Below are 15,353 nucleotides of genomic sequence, written 5' to 3'. Positions count from 1 at the left end.
GCGCGACTGCGCCGCTTTGGGCGGCTGCAATCTCCAGAAGACCGAAGCGGATTTTGCTGGCATCATTCCCTTTACCGGGGCGGCCTTGCGAGCAGGGCGTGAAAGTGCAAATGGTCCCCGCCAGACGCCAACAAGGATCAGAGGGTAGCGATGCATCATTCGTCTTTCACCGTCACGCGACGCGGTCTCATGCTGGGGGCCGGTGCTCTGGCGCTCGCCACGACATTGCCCAAGGCGCTGCGCGCCGCCGAGCCGATCAAGCTGGCGGGCGTCTATACGAACCCGGTCGAGCAGCAGTGGTGCGGCCGCCTGCACGCCGCATCCGAGGCCGCCAAAGCGGCGGGCACGGTCGATTATGTCTATAGCGAGAATGTCTCGAACACCGATTTCGCCCGCGTGCTGCGCGAATATGCCGAAGGCGGCGCGAAGCTGATTATCGGCGATATCTTCGGGGTCGAGCAAGAGGCCCGCGAAGTCGCTGCCGATTATCCCGAAGTGGCCTTCCTGCTTGGCTCGAGCCTGCCGCCCTCGGACGACAGCCCGAATGTCGCGGTCTTTGACAACTATATTCAGGACGCCTCTTACCTCACGGGGATCATTGCGGGCGCGATGACCAAGAACGGCAATATCGGCATGGTCGGCGGCTTCCCGATCCCCGAGGTCAACCGTCTGATGAATGCTTTCATGGCGGGCGTGAAGGAAACCCGCGCGGATGCGAAATTCCAGGTCTCGTTTATTGGCTCGTGGTTCGATCCGCCGAAAGCCAAGGAAACCGCCTTTGCCATGACCGACGCTGGCGCCGATGTGCTTTATGCCGAGCGTTTCGGCGTCTCGGATGCGGCGAAGGAAAAGGGCATTCTCGCGATCGGCAATGTGATCGACACGCAGGCCGATTATCCCGAAACCGTCGTCGCTTCCGCGCTGTGGGATTTCGCGCCCACGCTGACCAAAGCCATCGAGGCAGTGAACGCGGGCGCTTTCAAGGCCGAGAATTACGGCGTCTATTCCTATATGAAGGACGGCGGCTGCGCGCTCGCGCCTTACGGCACCTTCGAGGACAAGATCCCGGCCGAGGCCAAGAAGCTTGTCGAAGAGCGCATGGCCGCGATCAAGGACGGCTCGTTCACCGTCGCCATTGACGATACCGAGCCGAAGGCCTCGTGATGACACAAGACGGCGGGGCGCGGGAGCAAGTCCTGCGCCTTGAGGGCATCACCAAACGTTTCGGCAGACTGACGGCGAATAATGCCGTCAGCCTGTCCTTGCACCGTGGCGAGGTCGTCGCGCTTTTGGGCGAAAACGGCGCGGGCAAGACCACATTGATGAATATCCTCTTCGGCCATTATGTGGCCGATGAAGGCACCGTAGACGTTTTCGGACAGCCTCTGCCTCCTGGCCAGCCGCGCGCGGCGCTGGATGCCGGCGTTGGCATGGTCCACCAGCATTTCACGCTCGCCGACAATCTGAGCGTGCTCGACAATATCCGGCTTGGCACCGAGCGGCTGTTCTCGCGCGGGACGGGCAGGGGGGCGGCGCGCCGCAAGGTCGAGGCGCTCAGCCGCGATTTCGGGCTTTCCGTCGATCCCGACGCCCGCGTTGGCAGCCTGACCGTGGGCGAGCGTCAGCGCGTCGAGATCCTCAAGGCGCTTTACCGCGATGCGCGCATCCTGATCCTTGACGAGCCGACCGCGGTTCTGACCCCGCAAGAGGCCGAGGCGCTCTTTGCCACTTTGCGCAAGGCGATCGCGCAGGGGCTGTCGATCCTCTTCATCAGCCACAAGCTGCATGAGGTCATGGCGATTGCCGACCGCTCGGTGGTTCTGCGCCATGGCACGGTTGTGGGCGAGGTCGCGACAGCCGAGACCACCGGCGCGCAGCTTGCCGCGATGATGGTCGGGGGCGAGATCGCTTTGCCCAAGGCCGAGGCCCGCGCGGCGGGGCCGGTGCTGATGCAGTTTGATCGCGTCTCGACACCCGCCCAAGGCGTGGCGCCGGGGCTGAAGGCTCTGAGCCTCGATCTGCGCGCGGGCGAAATCATCGGTCTTGCGGGCGTCTCGGGCAATGGCCAGGCGGCTTTGGCTGATCTGGTCAGCGGCTTGATCGCGCCGAGTTCGGGCCAGATCGCGCTGCAAGGCATCCCCGTTTCCGGCTGGTCCCCGCGTGAAGCGATCCGGCGCGGCATTGCCCGCATCCCCGAAGATCGCCACAAGACCGGCACGATTGCCGGGTTCAACCTGACGGAAAATGCCGTGCTTGAAGGCTATTTCCGCCCTGATTTCAGTAAGATGGGCCTAATCGACTGGCGCGCGGCCCGCCGCTTTGCCGAAGAGATCATCGCGGCCTATGACGTGCGCTGTCCGGGGCCGACTACAGCGATACGGTTGCTCTCGGGCGGGAATATGCAAAAGCTGATCCTTGGCCGCGTGCTGGAACCCGGCCCGACGATCATTCTCGCGAACCAGCCGGTGCGCGGTCTCGATATCGGCGCGATCGCCTATGTCCAGTCGCGGCTGATTGCGGCGCGCGATGCGGGGGCGGCGGTTTTGCTGATTTCCGAAGACCTCGACGAGATCATGGGGCTGGCCGACCGGATCCATGTGATTTCCGAGGGCCGCCTCTCGCCCGCCTTCCCGCGCGGCACCAAGACCCCGGCAGAGCTTGGCCTGTGGATGGCAGGCGAGGGCTTTGCCCCGACGACCAAAGGAGCCCCTGATGCGGCTTGAACCAATCGCGCAACCCACACTCGCGCGCCGCTTGGGCTTTCCGGCCTTGGCGCTTTTGGGCACGGTGCTGGTCGGCTCGCTCTTGGCGATGATCGCCGGAGCCAATCCGCTGAACACCTTCGGGCTGATCGTCAAAGGGGCGTTCGGCTCGAAATTCGCGCTCCTTGAAACGCTGAACCGCGCGACGCCTTTGATCTTCACCGGCCTTGCCGTCGCCGTCGCCTTCCGCGCGCGGCTGTGGAACATCGGGGCCGAGGCGCAGCTTTACGCCGGCGCGATCATGGCCGTCCTTCTGGGCACCGGGGCGCTTGGCGCACCTTTGGTCCTGCCGATCTCGGCGGCGGTCGCGATGCTTGCGGGGGCCTTGGTTCTTCTGGGGCCGGTGCTGCTCAAGACCAAGCTTGGCGTGGATGAGGTCGTCACCACGCTGCTTCTGAACTTCGTCATGCTGCTTTTCGTCTCCTATCTGCTCGAAGGGCCGATGAAGGATCCGATGGGCATGGGCTGGCCAAAATCGGCGGCGCTGATCAAAGAGGCGCGGCTGCCGCGCATCGCGACCGGCCTGCGCCTGCATTGGGGCTTTGGCGTTGCGATCATTGCCGCCGTCGTGGTCTGGCTGATCCAGAAGCGCACCACCTTCGGCTTCGAGATGCGCGCGGTCGGTCAAAACGCCGCCGCCGCCCGTTTCGCCGGGATGCCGGTCAACCGCGTTCTGGTCCTGACTGCGCTGTTGTCGGGCGGGCTTGCGGGGCTTGCCGGTTGGTCCGAGGTGGCGGGGCTGAAGGGCCATCTCAGCCTCGATCTCTCGCCGGGCTTTGGCTACACCGGCATCGTGGTTGCCATGCTGGCGCTTCTCAATCCGCTGGCGGTCGTGCCCTCGGCGCTCTTCGTTGCGGCGGTTTTCGTGGGCTCGGATAGCATGAGCCGCGCCGCAGGCGTGCCGACCTATATCGCCGATATGCTGCTGGCGACGGCGCTTCTTTTCATGGTGCTGGCGCTGCAACTCACGCGCTTCCGGGTGGTGCGCAAATGAGCGACATTCTTGATATTCTCCTCTCGGTCACCTTCTGGGCGGCGGCGGTGCGCATCGCCTCGCCCTTGATCTTCGCGACCATGGGCGAGCTGATTTGCGAGCGCGCGGGCGTTTTGAACCTCGGGATCGAGGGGATCATGGTGATCGGCGCCTTCTCGGGCTGGATGTCGGTCTATCTCGGCGCGCCTTTGTGGCTTGGGGTCGCGACGGCAATGCTCGCCGGGATGCTCTTTGGGCTTTTGCATGGCGTTCTGACTGTGCCTTTCGGCCTGTCGCAGCATGTCGTCGGCATCGGTGTCACGCTTCTGGCCACCGCGACCAGCTATTACGCCTATCGCGTGGCGCTGCCGCAAACCACGACGCCGCCGAAAATCACCCCGTTCCAGCCGCTAGAAATCCCGATTCTGTCGGATATTCCGGTGCTGGGGCAGGCGTTTTTCAACCAAACGCCGATGACCTATCTGGCTTTCATCGTCGCGGGGCTGACGGCTTTTGTCCTTTTCCGCACCCCGCTTGGCCTGGCCGTGCGCGCAGCCGGAGAGAACCCGGCGGCGGTCGAGGCGCAAGGCCTTTCGGTCAGCGCCTTGCGCATTGGCGCGGTTGTCGTCGGCTCTGGCCTGATGGCGGTTGGCGGGGCGTTTCTGACGCTTTCGGCCTTCTCGTCTTTCTTCTTCGAGATGGTGAACGGGCGCGGCTGGATCTGCATTGCGCTGGTCGTCTTCGGCGCGTGGCGTCCGGGCAAGGCGGTGCTGGGCGCGCTTTTGTTCGCGGCTTTTGATGCGCTGCAAGTGCGGCTGCAACAGACACCGATGGGCGCGCATCTGCCCTATCAGGTCTTCCTGATGGCGCCTTATCTGCTCTCGATTCTCGCTCTCATTCTGATGTCGCGGCGCTCGGAAGTTCCGGCGGCGCTGATGACTCCCTATAATAAAGGTGAACGCTGATGTTCGATCTTCTGGTCAAGGGCGGCACTTTGCCCGATGGTTCTGTTGCCGATATCGCCATTCAGGGCGACCGCATCGCGGCGGTGGGCAAGATCGAGGGCGAGGCCGCGCGCATCATCGACGCCACGGGCGATCTGGTCGCGCCGCCCTTTGTCGATCCGCATTTCCACATGGATGCGACGCTGTCTTATGGCAAGCCGCGGGTGAATGCCTCGGGCACTTTGCTCGAAGGGATCGCGCTATGGGGAGAGCTGCGCGACATCGCCACCGTCGATGAGATGATCGAGCGGGCCGTTGCTTATTGCGATTGGGCGGTGTCCTTGGGGCTTCTATCGATCCGCAGCCATGTCGATACCTCCGCCGATCACCTGCGCGGGGTCGAGGCGCTGCTGGAAGTCAAGCGCCGCGTCGCGCCTTATCTGGATCTGCAACTGGTGGCCTTCCCGCAGGACGGGCTTTACCGCGTGCCGAACGGGCGCGAGAACGTCATTCGCGCGCTCGACATGGGCTGCGATGTGGTCGGCGGCATCCCGCATTTCGAGCGCACCATGCAAGAGGGCGCGGACTCGGTCGCCGATCTTTGCCGCATTGCCGCCGAGCGCGGCCTGCCCATCGATCTTCACTGCGACGAGACCGATGACCCGATGAGCCGCCATGTCGAGACCTATGCGCGCGAGATTTTGCGCCACGGTCTTTCGGGTCGCGCAGCGGCGGGGCATCTGACTTCGATGCATTCGATGGACAATTACTATGTCTCAAAGCTGATCCCGCTGATCGCCGAGGCCGATCTGATGGCGATCCCCAATCCGCTGATCAATATCACGCTTCAGGGTCGCCATGACAGCTTCCCGAAACGCCGGGGCCTGACCCGCGTCAAGGAAATGCAGGCGCAAGGGATCACCGTCGGCTGGGGTCAGGATTGCGTGCTCGACCCGTGGTATTCGCTTGGCACGGGCGACATGCTCGACGTGGCCTTCATGGGGCTGCATGTCGCGCAGATGACCCATCCCGAGGAAATGGCGCGCTGCTTCACCATGGTCACGGAAAACAACGCCCGGATCATGGGGCTTGACGGTTATGGCCTCAAGGTCGGCGCGAAAGCCAATCTGGTCGTGCTCGACGCGGGCAATCCGACCGAGGCTGTGCGTCTGCGTCCCGACCGTCTCTTCGTCGTCTCGAAGGGCAAGGTCGTCTCAGAGCAGGCGCGCAATGATGCGCGGTTGTCGCTTGGCGGGCGTCCGGGTTCGGTTCGCCGTCGCCATGTGATCGGCTGAGACAGGATCAGCTCAACCGTCCCATAATCTGCGAGGCTGCCCTTTCATCGCGGGCCGGAAAGGTCCACATCAGGGGCAGCCCATCTCTTGCAAAGGAGACCGCAGATGATCCGCACCACCCTTTTTGCCGCCCTCGCGAGCCTTTCGGCCTTGGGCGCAGCCCATGCCCAGACGCTCTCGGCAGGCCATATCCAAGAGGCCGCCATTCTTGGCCTCAATCCGCATGTCTTCTCGCGCGCGGAAATCGCCCAGATCGACGATGAATTCACCTGGCGCGACAAGCGCGAGCGCATTCGCTTTATCTTGCAGAACAAGGCGCGCGCCGGTGAGGACATCTCGCATCCGTTCACCTCGAATGAATGGTATGGCGTGGCCTCGGGCATTCGGGGCGTCGCGACCTATTCGGGGCGCTGAGCCCCGGCGCCTCGCAAGGCGGCATGAAAAAAGGCGGGGAGAAATCCCCGCCTTTTTTGGTGTCGGTTGATGCGGCGGCTCAGTGGCCGCTGACGTCGTTCTGCGCTTTGCGGGTCTGGCGTTCGCTATGCGCGATGGCCTCGGCTTCGGCGGCCTGCAGCTTGGCGATCTGGGGATCAATGTTCGGGTCGCGCCCGGTGATCCGGCTGAAGAGCTGAAGCACGAAGACGAAGAAGACCGGAACGAAGAAGATCGACAGGATCGTCGCGGCGATCATGCCGCCGATCACGCCGGTGCCGATGGCGTTCTGGCTGGCGGCCGAAGGGCCGGTCGCGATGGCCAGCGGGACCACGCCAAGCGTGAAGGCCAGCGAGGTCATCAGGATCGGACGGAAGCGCAGCTTCGCGGCATGGACCGCCGCATCGATCAGCTTCTCGCCCTCGGCACGCAGGTCCTTGGCGAATTCCACGATCAGGATCGCGTTCTTGGCGGAGAGACCGATGATCGCGATCAGACCGACCTTGAAGTAAACGTCGTTCGGCATCTTCATGATGAACATCGCGGCCACACAGCCCAAGATCCCCAAGGGCACCACGAGCATCACCGAAAGCGGAATCTGCCAGCTTTCGTAAAGGCCCGAGAGCAGCAGGAAGATGAAGACGACGCTCATCCCGAAGAGCAGGGTCGAGGTATCGCCCGACTGGATCTCTTCGAGCGATTGCCCGGTCCATTCATAGCCAAAGCCCTGCGGCAGCTGGCTGGCGAGCTCTTCCATCTTGGCCATGGCCTCGCCCGAGCTATAGGCCGGGGTGGCCATGCCCGAGATCCGGACGGCGGGATAGCCGTTATAGCCCACGACCTGCGACGGACCCTGTTCCCAATCGACGGTGGCGAAGGACGAGAAGGGCACCATGCCGCCATTCGAGTTGCGCACGGTGAGCTTCAGAATGTCCTCGGCCTGCATCCGCGAATCCTCGTTTGCCTGCAAGACGACGCGCTGCATCCGCCCGGCATTCGGGAAGTCGTTGACATAGGCAGAGCCCAGATATTGCGACAGGGTCGAGCTGATATCGGCAAAGACGACGCCGAAGGCATTGGCCTTTTCGCGGTCGATGTTGACGAAGACCTGCGCGGCGGGCGGCAGACCCGCCTTGCGCAGACCCATGACATAGCCGCTCTCGGTCGCCTGCTGCATCAGCTGGGCGGCGGCGGCGTCAAGCGCCTGTTGGCCAAGGCCACCGCGGTCCTGCAGACGGAAGTCGAAACCGCCGGTGGTGCCGAAGCCCGGGATCGGCGGCGGCGACAGCGAGAAGGCTTGCGCATCCTTCATCATGAAGAGCTGCATATTCGCGCCATTCGCGATGTCTTGCGCCGATTTGCTGCGGTCCGCCCAATCCTTGAAGGTGGTAAAGGCGATCCCCGCGTTCGGGCCCTGACCCGAGAACGAGAAGCCGCGCACGGTCACGACGTTCTCGACTTCGGGCATTGCCTTATACATGTCCGTGACCTGCGCCAGAACCTCGTCGGTGCGGTTCGAGCTGGCCGTGGCCGGGGTCTGCACATCGGTGATGACGAAGCCCTGATCCTCGTTCGGCAGGAAGCTCGTCGGCAGGCGGGTGAAGCCGAAGAAGACGCCGTAGCACAGCGCCGCATAGACCACCATGAGCAGCAGCCGCCCCGAGATCGAGCGTTTCACCCCGCCCGCATAGGCATTGGTGGCGCGGTCGAAGTTGCGGTTGAACCAGCCGAAGAAGCCACGGCGTTCGTGGTGGCCCGAGATCGGCTTGAGGAAGGTGGCGCACAGCGCGGGCGTCAGCGTCAGCGCGAGGAAGGCCGAGAACAGGATCGACACGACCATGGTCAGCGCGAACTGGCGATAGATGATGCCGGTCGCGCCCGGGAAGAAGGCCATGGGAATGAACACGGCAGCCAGCACCAGCGTGATGCCGACGATGGCGCCTTGGATCTGGCTCATCGCCTTTTGCGCGGCGGCCACGGGGCCAAGCCCCTCGGTCGCCATGATCCGCTCGACGTTTTCGATGACGACGATGGCGTCATCGACCAGAATCCCGATGGCGAGCACCATCGCGAACATGGTCAAAACGTTGATCGAGAAGCCAGCCGCCAGCATCACCGCAATCGTGCCCGCGAGCGCGATCGGAACCACGATGGTCGGGATCAGCGTGTAGCGGATGTTTTGCAAGAAGATGAACATCACGACGAAGACGAGCAGCATCGCCTCGCCAAGCGTGTGGATCACCTTGTCGATCGAGGCCGCGACGAAGGGCGTGGTGTCATAGGGGATCGAGTATTGCACGCCCTGCGGGAAGAACTGCTTGAGCTCTTCCATCTTGGCCGCGACCGCAGCCGAGGCCGAGAGCGCGTTGCCCGTGCTCGACAGCTGCAAGCCGACCATAGCGGCGGGCTGGTTGTTCAGATGCGAGGTGAAGTTATAGGATTCGGCGCCAACCTCGACGCGGGCGACATCGCCCAGACGCACGGTCGAGCCGTCCTGATTGGCGCGCAGCACGATCGCCTTGAACTCATCGACCGTATTCAGCTGGCCCTTGAGCAGCACCGTCGCGGTCAATTGTTGCGAGATCGGGTTCGGATCGGCCCCGACCTTACCGGCCGACACCTGCGCGTTCTGGGCGCGGATCGCGTTGACGATATCGCTCGACGACAGGTTCAGACCTTGCAGCTTGTCGGGATCCAGCCAGATCCGCATCGCCTTTTTCGAGGCGAAGACCTGCGCCCGGCCAATACCGGGGATCCGCGAAAGCTCGCCCACGACGTTGCGGTTGATGTAATCGCCAAGCGAGGTCGCATCCATCGAACCATCGCTCGAGGTCAGCGCGACGATCATCAGGAAGCCCGCGCTCGCCTCTTCGACAAGCACGCCTTGGTTGGTCACCGATTGCGGCAGCAGCGCCTGCACCCGGCTGACGGCGTTTTGCACGTCGATCTGGGCTTTCGCGATATCGGTGCCCGGCGCGAAGGTGGCCGAGATCGACAGAGCGCCCGAGGAATCCGCAGTGGATTCGTAGTAAATCAGGTTCTGGACCGAGTTCAGCTGTTCTTCGATCGGCTGGGCTACGGCCTCATAGATCTGCTGCGGCGAGGCGCCGGTATAGATCGTCGAAATCGAGATCTGCGGCGGCGCGACCTGAGGATATTGCGCAACCGGGATCTGGCGGACCGAAATCACCCCGGCGATCACGATGAAGATCGAGATCACCCAGGCGAGGACGGGTCGGTGAATGAAGATTTGTGACATTGACCGCTACCTCACTGGCCTTGCTTCGGCGCTTCGGCGGGCTTGTCCCCGCCTTGCGCGGCACCGGCCTCCGGAGCGGCTTCCGGGCTGGTCTCGGTTTTCGCAGCGCCTTCGGTGCCTTCGGCTTTCGGGGCGCCGTCAGTTTTCGGGGCAGCGTCAGTTTTCGGGGTCTCGTCGGCGGCCTTGACCGCGGCGGCCTCGGTCGAGGCGTCCTTGGCATCGCCCGCCTTGCTTTCGCCCTTGGCGGCATTGGCGGCTTCGGTGTCGCTCCACGGTTCGGGGGCGACCTGCGCTTCGGGGTAAAGTTTCTGCGCGCCCTCGACCACGACCTTCTCGCCTGCGGTCAAACCGCTGAGCACGATCCAGCGCGGCCCGAGCGTGCGGCCAAGCGTGACGATTTTGCGCTCTGCCTTGTTCTCGGCCGAGATGGTGTAGACATAGGCATTGCCCTGCGGGTCGCGCTGCACGGCCATTTGCGGGATCGACAATGCGGCTTCCGCCACGGCCTGTTCGATCGAGATGCGGACATAAAGGCCGGGCAACAGATCGCCATCCGGGTTCGGGAATTCGCCGCGCATGGTGACCTGACCGGTCAGCGGATCGACGGTGGCTTCCGAAAAGAGCAGCTTGCCGGCATGGGCATATTGCGTGCCGTCGTCATAGATCAGCTTCACCCGAGCCTCGCCCGGCGCCGTGGCGACAAGCTGGCCCGCCTGCATGGCGCGGCGCAGTTGCAGCACGTCTGCCGAGGATTGGGTAAAGTCGACATAGACCGGGTCAAGCTGCTGGATCGTGGCCATGACATCGGTCTGAGCCGTGACCAGCGCGCCTTCGGTGACCAGCGCGCGCCCGATGATGCCCGAGATCGGCGCTTTCACTTCGGTATAGTCGAAATTCAGCTTAGCCTGATCGAGCGAAGCCTGCGCGATTTCCACCTCGGCGTCAGAGACCGCCAGATTGGTCACCGCATTTTCAAGATCGACGCCCGAAGACACGTTACGCTGACGCAGACGCTCGGCGCGGGCCTGTTGATCGCGGGCGTTGAGCTGGTTCGCTTTGGCGCGCGCCAGCGTCGCTTCGGCGCTGGCGAGGCTGACGCGATATTGCGAATTGTCGATCTTATAAAGAACGTCGCCCTCGTTCACGAAAGAGCCCTGTTCGAACACCCGCTGCAGCACGATGCCGCTGACACGCGGACGCACCTCGGCGATCCGCGTGGCCGAGACCCGGCCCGGCAGTTCGGACACGACCGGCAGCGGCTGGGGCGTCAGCTCGATGACGCTGACCGGAGTGGGCGGCATTTGTTGGCCGCCCTGCTGCGCAACGCCGGCAACGGGTGCCAGAAGCGCCGCAACCACGAAGGGCAGGAGGATCTTTGCCGGCCTGAAATGAAACATGGACTTTCTCCGGGTGAAATATGCGCTTGCGCGGCGATAGGAAAGAGAAGGGGACGGGACGGGCTTGGGGCAGTCACGAGGACGGGGCTGGTCCGGGTCGGGGAGAGGGATCGTCGAGGTCGAGAAATTCGGTAATATCGCTCAGCAACTCCTGACGTTCCCCAGCCTCGAACTGATGGAAGCCGAAAAACTCAAGCGACTTCAAGCCATAGAGCGCAATATAGGCCAGACGCGCACGGCGCGCATCCGGCGCTTCTTCGCGGATCTGGACAAACATGCGCGAGACTTCGTCACGCATGATATTATGGCATTCTTCTTCCGAGCGCATGGCCGAGGAAATCAGCATGGCCACTTGCGTCTCCTCGGCAGAGGGACGCTCTTGCGAGCAATGCAGCATGGCGCGCAGCGAACGGTTCGGGCGGTCGTCGTCGCGGAATTGGTCCTCGATCACCCGGCGGTGGGTGTCGAGCCGGTCGCGCGTGAAGGCGGCCAAAAGCCCGGCTTTGTTGCGGAAATCATAGACCACCGAGGATTTCGAGATCCCCGCTTCCTTGGCGACGGCATCAATCGACAGGCCGCCGACTCCTTCGCGGCGGACCACCGCTTCGATCGCGGCCATGGTTGCATCCCGGTCTATGGTGCGCCTGCGACCCATTGAACGCCTTTTGTGGAACGAGCGTTCGGATATTCGCGCCCCCGTTCTTTGTCAACTGCAAAGCGGGCTGGTCGGCCAATAACGGCTTGCCGTATCCGGGAAAAACTGGCGTCTGGCAGCGAGTTTGGTCTGGATCCGGCAGGTTTGCGCAGGGCGCGGGGCGGGCGTCTTGCGGCCGATCTCTCACGCGATCTTTCAGGGGCTCGCGCGAATTCCCGCCGGGCTCGTCTCGACCTTTCAGACAATAGGCGCTAAGACAAATGGGAGTATAGCGACGAGCGGCGAATCTTCGTGCATCAGATGATAGAACACGACGCGAATGACAAAACCTGCCCTCCGCGCCGGTCTTTGCGCTACGATACGCCGGAAGAGCTTTATCTGTTGCTGCCCGAGGTCCAGACGCTGACCAAGATGCGTCCGCGGCAGGATGAGGGCAATCTGCAATATCTCTACCGGCTGCGCTCTTCGACCACGCCCGAGGAAGCGGTGACCTTTGCAGCCTTCGCGGCGCTGCCCTCGGTCGCGTGCGGTTGGGCTTACGAATGCCTGCGCCTGATGGCCGATCTGCTCAGCCCCTATGAAAAGCCGATGATGCAGGACATTGCGGCTTGGGTTGTCAGCCCGACCACCGCGATGCGCCACCGGCTGATGCGCGAGGCCTTGTTTGCGCCGACGCGCTCGCCCTCGGTCCTACTGGGGCTGGCGGTGGGCTGGTCGACCGGCGGGCCTGCGCCGAATGATCCGATGCGCCAGCCTGCGTTTCGCACGCCGCAAGTGATCAACAGCGCGGTCCTGTCCGGACTCGCCCGCTCGGATCTGTCGCGCCGCCCGGTGCTGCTCGCGCGCTTCATTGATCTGGCCGAAAATCTGTTCGGGTCCTATTGATCTGATGTCGCTCACGCTTCTCATAGAGAATTACCAGATCCTCGATGATGGCGGCCCGGCCAGCATGGTGGTGCCCGAGGGCGGGCTGCAGGTTGGACGCCGCGAGGGCATGGGCTGGGTCCTGCCCGATGCGAGCCGCCATATCTCGGGCCATCACTTCGATGTCTACCGCCAGGGAGAGGAGTGGTGGCTGCGCGACGCCTCGACCAATGGCACTTTCCTGCATGGGATGCGTCATCGGCTGGATGGGCCGCATAAGCTGGAGCATGGCGACCGCTTTCAGGTCGGCCAATATGTCGTCGTCGCGCTGATGGACGCGCCCTCGTTGCAGGGCGGCGTCAATGCCAATTCGCTGCCGTCCTATGGCGGGCCGGTCTTTGCGCAAGAGACCGAGGCCGATCCTTGGTCGATGGGCGGCGGGCTTGATCCGGTCGATCCCTTGCCGCGCCAGCATCATGGCGGGCAGGGCGATTTCGAAAACGAGTTCATGGCCTTTCCGCGCCATGATGCCGCCGCCGCACATCCGGTTGCAGCCGCGCCGGTCGCAGCGGTTCATCCGGCCGCCCCGCCTGCGGCCACTGTCGCCCAAAGCAGCGCCTCGCCTTTCGAGAGCGGCAGTGTGGACGCTGGTCTTGGTGGCGCTTTGGCGGGCGGTCTGGTCGCACCGCTGGCCCAAGCCCCGGCACCGGCTCACGCGCCAGTCTCGCCGCCGCAACCCGCCATGGCTGCCGCCGATCCGGGCGCGGGAATGCTGCGTGCCTTTTGCGAAGGCGCGGGCCTGCCGCCCGATTGGGGGCAGGGCGTGCCGCCCGAGGCTTTTGCCTATGCGCTTGGTCAGACCCTGCGCGCGGCGACCTCCGAGGTGATGCTGGCCCTGCGCGACCGCGCTTCGGCCAAGCAATTCGTGCGGGTCGGCGAGCGCACGATGCGCGGCGCCACCGACAACAATCCGCTGAAATTCCTGCCCGACCCCGAGCAGGCGATGGAGGCGATGTTCCTGCGCCCGCGCGCGGGCTTCATGACCGGCGCGGCAGGCTTCGACGAGGCTTTGCGCGATCTGCGCCAGCATCAGGCCGCGCTCTTCGCGGCCTTGCAACCGGCCCTGATGAAACTGGTCGGCGATCTGGCGCCCGAAGACATCGAGGCCGGTTCCGAGACCGGGCGCTTCGGCTCGAACCGCAAGGCGCGCGCTTGGGAGACCTATGTCGAGCGTTGGGATGCCAAGGCGGCCCCCCATGAGAATGGGATGCTCGACGAATTCATTCAGCATTTTGCAGCGGCCTATCGCGATGCCTTGGCGCAGGGCCGGGGACGCGGCCGGTAGCGCGGGCACGCAAACGTCACAGGAGGCGGAAGGAAAGACATGGCTTTGGACTGGCTTCTGGACCCCGTGACGGAAGAAGCGCCTTGCGGGCCCGATCTCGAACGGTCGGATGACGGCGAATTCCTCGACTATTACTTCGAAGCCGAGGGCCGTCTGCCCGAGCGCTATTTCACCCCCGGCGCGCCGAATTTGCTGGGCGGCACCGAGGATCTCGTCTTTGATCCGCGCTCGGTCCAGCTCAAGCGCGAGGTCGGTGCGATCACCGCGCTCTTGCAGCGCAGCCGCGATCTGCGGCTTCTGAGCCTGCTCGCGCGGTTCCAGATCCTCGCCGCCCGCCCGGCGGATTTCGCGACCACGCTGGAGGCGATGGCCGAGCTGATGGCGGCGCGGCTGAACGAGGTGCATCCGCAGCTTGACGAGGGCGTCTCGGAACGGCGCGGGGCGCTCGATGCTTTGGCCGAGCAGACGACCGTGGTCATGCCGCTGGTCTATCTGCCGCTCTTGTCCCATGCCGATGTCAGCTATCGCCGCTATCTGGTCGCCTCGGGCGAGGTCGTGCCGCGCGGGGCCGAGGCTGAAAGCGAGGCGACGACGGCGGATCTGATCTCGCTGTTGAAAAACCCTTCGAATGCGCCCGCGCTCAGCCAGCTCTTCGCCGAGCTGACCCGCGCGGCTTTGGCGCTGCGCCGGATTGCGGGCCTGTGCATGACCAACGGGCACCGCGCCTTCACGCCGGATTTCACGCCTGCGCTCGACACGATCTCCGATCTGCAACGGCTGATCCGCGAGGCTGTGCCCGGGCTGACCCCCTGGAGCGAAACCGCCGATGCGGCCCTGCCCGAGGTGGCTGCTCCGATCGAGGCCGCCACCGCCGCCCCGGAGGACAGCGCGCCGGTCGCTGTCGTCGCGCCGATCCCGACGGCGGGGGCGGTGCAGATTGCCAACCATGCCGAGGCGCGCGCGACGATTGAAGCCGCCGAAACCTACCTCGCCGCCTTCGAGCCGTCGTCGCTGTCGCTGCTGCTGGTGACGCAGGCGCGGCTCCTCGTCGGCAAGTCGATTGTCGAGGCGATCGAGCTTTTGCGTCCGCAGCAGGCCGAGCTTGCCTCGTTCAATTTGGGCAGCGGTCTGGGCTTCTCGCTCGACATGGGGCGGCTGCGGATGTTGGCGCAATCAGTGCCGGGGAATCAGGGTGATTCTCCTGCCGCTGCGGAAACTAAACCTGCGGCAATTCGCGATCGCGGGGAACTCGCCGCAAGCTTGCGCGGGGTCGAAGACTTCTACCTGCGTAACGAACCTGCGAGCCCCGTGCCGGTTCTACTGGGGGGTGCAAGGACCATGCTCACGAAAACCTTTGACGCGATTTTGAGTGAGCTCTTGCCCTCGGAGGCCCAACAAGTCTAGTCGAAACGAACCAATCGACGTTG

Annotated in this window: 12 protein-coding genes; 9 read left to right on the top strand and 3 right to left on the bottom strand. The window is 64.1% G+C overall.

Annotated elements, in window-relative coordinates; all coding sequences use genetic code 11:
- Positions 1 to 150: 150 nt before the first annotated feature.
- From JCM7686_RS22250 to JCM7686_RS22225, 6 genes are all read left to right on the top strand, one after another.
- Entirely contained in the window at positions 151 to 1,164 is a 1,014-nt protein-coding gene (locus tag JCM7686_RS22250) for a BMP family protein (RefSeq protein ID WP_020953272.1), read from the top strand.
- Positions 1,164 to 2,723 carry an ABC transporter ATP-binding protein gene (locus JCM7686_RS22245; protein WP_020953271.1) on the top strand — a complete coding sequence of 520 codons (1,560 nt, stop codon included), beginning with the start codon at positions 1,164 to 1,166 and terminating at the stop codon, positions 2,721 to 2,723. Before JCM7686_RS22250 ends, JCM7686_RS22245 begins: the two co-directional genes overlap by 1 nt.
- The gene (locus JCM7686_RS22240; RefSeq protein WP_020953270.1) at positions 2,713 to 3,756 is read left to right on the top strand and encodes an ABC transporter permease; all 1,044 of its coding nucleotides are present in this window, start codon (positions 2,713 to 2,715) and stop codon (positions 3,754 to 3,756) included. The genes JCM7686_RS22245 and JCM7686_RS22240 overlap by 11 nt, the downstream gene beginning before the upstream one ends.
- Positions 3,753 to 4,700 (top strand): ABC transporter permease, encoded by a 948-nt coding sequence (locus JCM7686_RS22235; RefSeq protein ID WP_020953269.1) that lies wholly within the window; start codon positions 3,753 to 3,755, stop codon positions 4,698 to 4,700. The genes JCM7686_RS22240 and JCM7686_RS22235 overlap by 4 nt, the downstream gene beginning before the upstream one ends.
- On the top strand, positions 4,700 to 5,974 hold the full coding sequence (locus tag JCM7686_RS22230; RefSeq protein ID WP_020953268.1) for an amidohydrolase family protein: 1,275 nt from the start codon (positions 4,700 to 4,702) through the stop codon (positions 5,972 to 5,974). Before JCM7686_RS22235 ends, JCM7686_RS22230 begins: the two co-directional genes overlap by 1 nt.
- A gap of 105 nt (positions 5,975 to 6,079) precedes the next feature.
- The gene (locus JCM7686_RS22225) at positions 6,080 to 6,388 is read left to right on the top strand and encodes a hypothetical protein (protein WP_041528372.1); all 309 of its coding nucleotides are present in this window, start codon (positions 6,080 to 6,082) and stop codon (positions 6,386 to 6,388) included.
- Positions 6,389 to 6,467: 79 nt separating this feature from the next.
- Here the strand turns inward: JCM7686_RS22225 and JCM7686_RS22220 are convergent, their stop codons facing one another.
- From JCM7686_RS22220 to JCM7686_RS22210, 3 genes are all read right to left on the bottom strand, one after another.
- On the bottom strand, positions 6,468 to 9,665 hold the full coding sequence (locus tag JCM7686_RS22220; RefSeq protein WP_020953267.1) for a multidrug efflux RND transporter permease subunit: 3,198 nt from the start codon (positions 9,663 to 9,665) through the stop codon (positions 6,468 to 6,470).
- An 11-nt stretch (positions 9,666 to 9,676) separates the two neighbouring features.
- A complete protein-coding gene (locus tag JCM7686_RS22215) occupies positions 9,677 to 11,062 on the bottom strand; it encodes an efflux RND transporter periplasmic adaptor subunit (RefSeq protein WP_020953266.1) in 1,386 nt (461 codons plus the stop codon).
- Between the two features lie 73 nt (positions 11,063 to 11,135).
- Positions 11,136 to 11,681: a TetR/AcrR family transcriptional regulator gene (locus JCM7686_RS22210; RefSeq protein WP_020953265.1), complete on the bottom strand. Its 546-nt coding sequence runs from the start codon at positions 11,679 to 11,681 to the stop codon at positions 11,136 to 11,138.
- A gap of 336 nt (positions 11,682 to 12,017) precedes the next feature.
- Between JCM7686_RS22210 and JCM7686_RS22205 the strand changes: the two genes are divergently transcribed.
- The 3 genes from JCM7686_RS22205 to JCM7686_RS22195 are packed head-to-tail and all read left to right on the top strand — an operon-like array spanning position 12,018 to position 15,330.
- Positions 12,018 to 12,602 (top strand): DUF6931 family protein, encoded by a 585-nt coding sequence (locus JCM7686_RS22205; protein ID WP_020953264.1) that lies wholly within the window; start codon positions 12,018 to 12,020, stop codon positions 12,600 to 12,602.
- Between the two features lie 4 nt (positions 12,603 to 12,606).
- Positions 12,607 to 13,926: a type VI secretion system-associated FHA domain protein TagH gene (gene tagH, locus JCM7686_RS23740; protein WP_020953263.1), complete on the top strand. Its 1,320-nt coding sequence runs from the start codon at positions 12,607 to 12,609 to the stop codon at positions 13,924 to 13,926.
- 39 nt (positions 13,927 to 13,965) lie between these two features.
- Positions 13,966 to 15,330: a type VI secretion system ImpA family N-terminal domain-containing protein gene (locus JCM7686_RS22195; RefSeq protein ID WP_020953262.1), complete on the top strand. Its 1,365-nt coding sequence runs from the start codon at positions 13,966 to 13,968 to the stop codon at positions 15,328 to 15,330.
- Positions 15,331 to 15,353: the final 23 nt, after the last annotated feature.

This window comes from Paracoccus aminophilus JCM 7686, assembly GCF_000444995.1.
GTDB lineage: Bacteria > Pseudomonadota > Alphaproteobacteria > Rhodobacterales > Rhodobacteraceae > Paracoccus > Paracoccus aminophilus.
The sequence above is the reverse complement of the archived record's forward strand: the minus strand, read 5'-3'. Positions and strand labels throughout refer to the sequence as shown.

Coding starts and splice junctions, on each gene's coding strand:
- JCM7686_RS22225 (WP_041528372.1), top strand. CDS start 6,080: ATGATCCGCACCACCCTTTTTGCCGCCCTCGCGAGCCTTTCGGCCTTG.
- JCM7686_RS22250 (WP_020953272.1), top strand. CDS start 151: ATGCATCATTCGTCTTTCACCGTCACGCGACGCGGTCTCATGCTGGGG.
- JCM7686_RS22245 (WP_020953271.1), top strand. CDS start 1,164: ATGACACAAGACGGCGGGGCGCGGGAGCAAGTCCTGCGCCTTGAGGGC.
- tagH (WP_020953263.1), top strand. CDS start 12,607: ATGTCGCTCACGCTTCTCATAGAGAATTACCAGATCCTCGATGATGGC.
- JCM7686_RS22215 (WP_020953266.1), bottom strand. CDS start 11,062: ATGTTTCATTTCAGGCCGGCAAAGATCCTCCTGCCCTTCGTGGTTGCG.
- JCM7686_RS22235 (WP_020953269.1), top strand. CDS start 3,753: ATGAGCGACATTCTTGATATTCTCCTCTCGGTCACCTTCTGGGCGGCG.
- JCM7686_RS22210 (WP_020953265.1), bottom strand. CDS start 11,681: ATGGCCGCGATCGAAGCGGTGGTCCGCCGCGAAGGAGTCGGCGGCCTG.
- JCM7686_RS22195 (WP_020953262.1), top strand. CDS start 13,966: ATGGCTTTGGACTGGCTTCTGGACCCCGTGACGGAAGAAGCGCCTTGC.
- JCM7686_RS22230 (WP_020953268.1), top strand. CDS start 4,700: ATGTTCGATCTTCTGGTCAAGGGCGGCACTTTGCCCGATGGTTCTGTT.
- JCM7686_RS22240 (WP_020953270.1), top strand. CDS start 2,713: ATGCGGCTTGAACCAATCGCGCAACCCACACTCGCGCGCCGCTTGGGC.
- JCM7686_RS22220 (WP_020953267.1), bottom strand. CDS start 9,665: ATGTCACAAATCTTCATTCACCGACCCGTCCTCGCCTGGGTGATCTCG.
- JCM7686_RS22205 (WP_020953264.1), top strand. CDS start 12,018: ATGATAGAACACGACGCGAATGACAAAACCTGCCCTCCGCGCCGGTCT.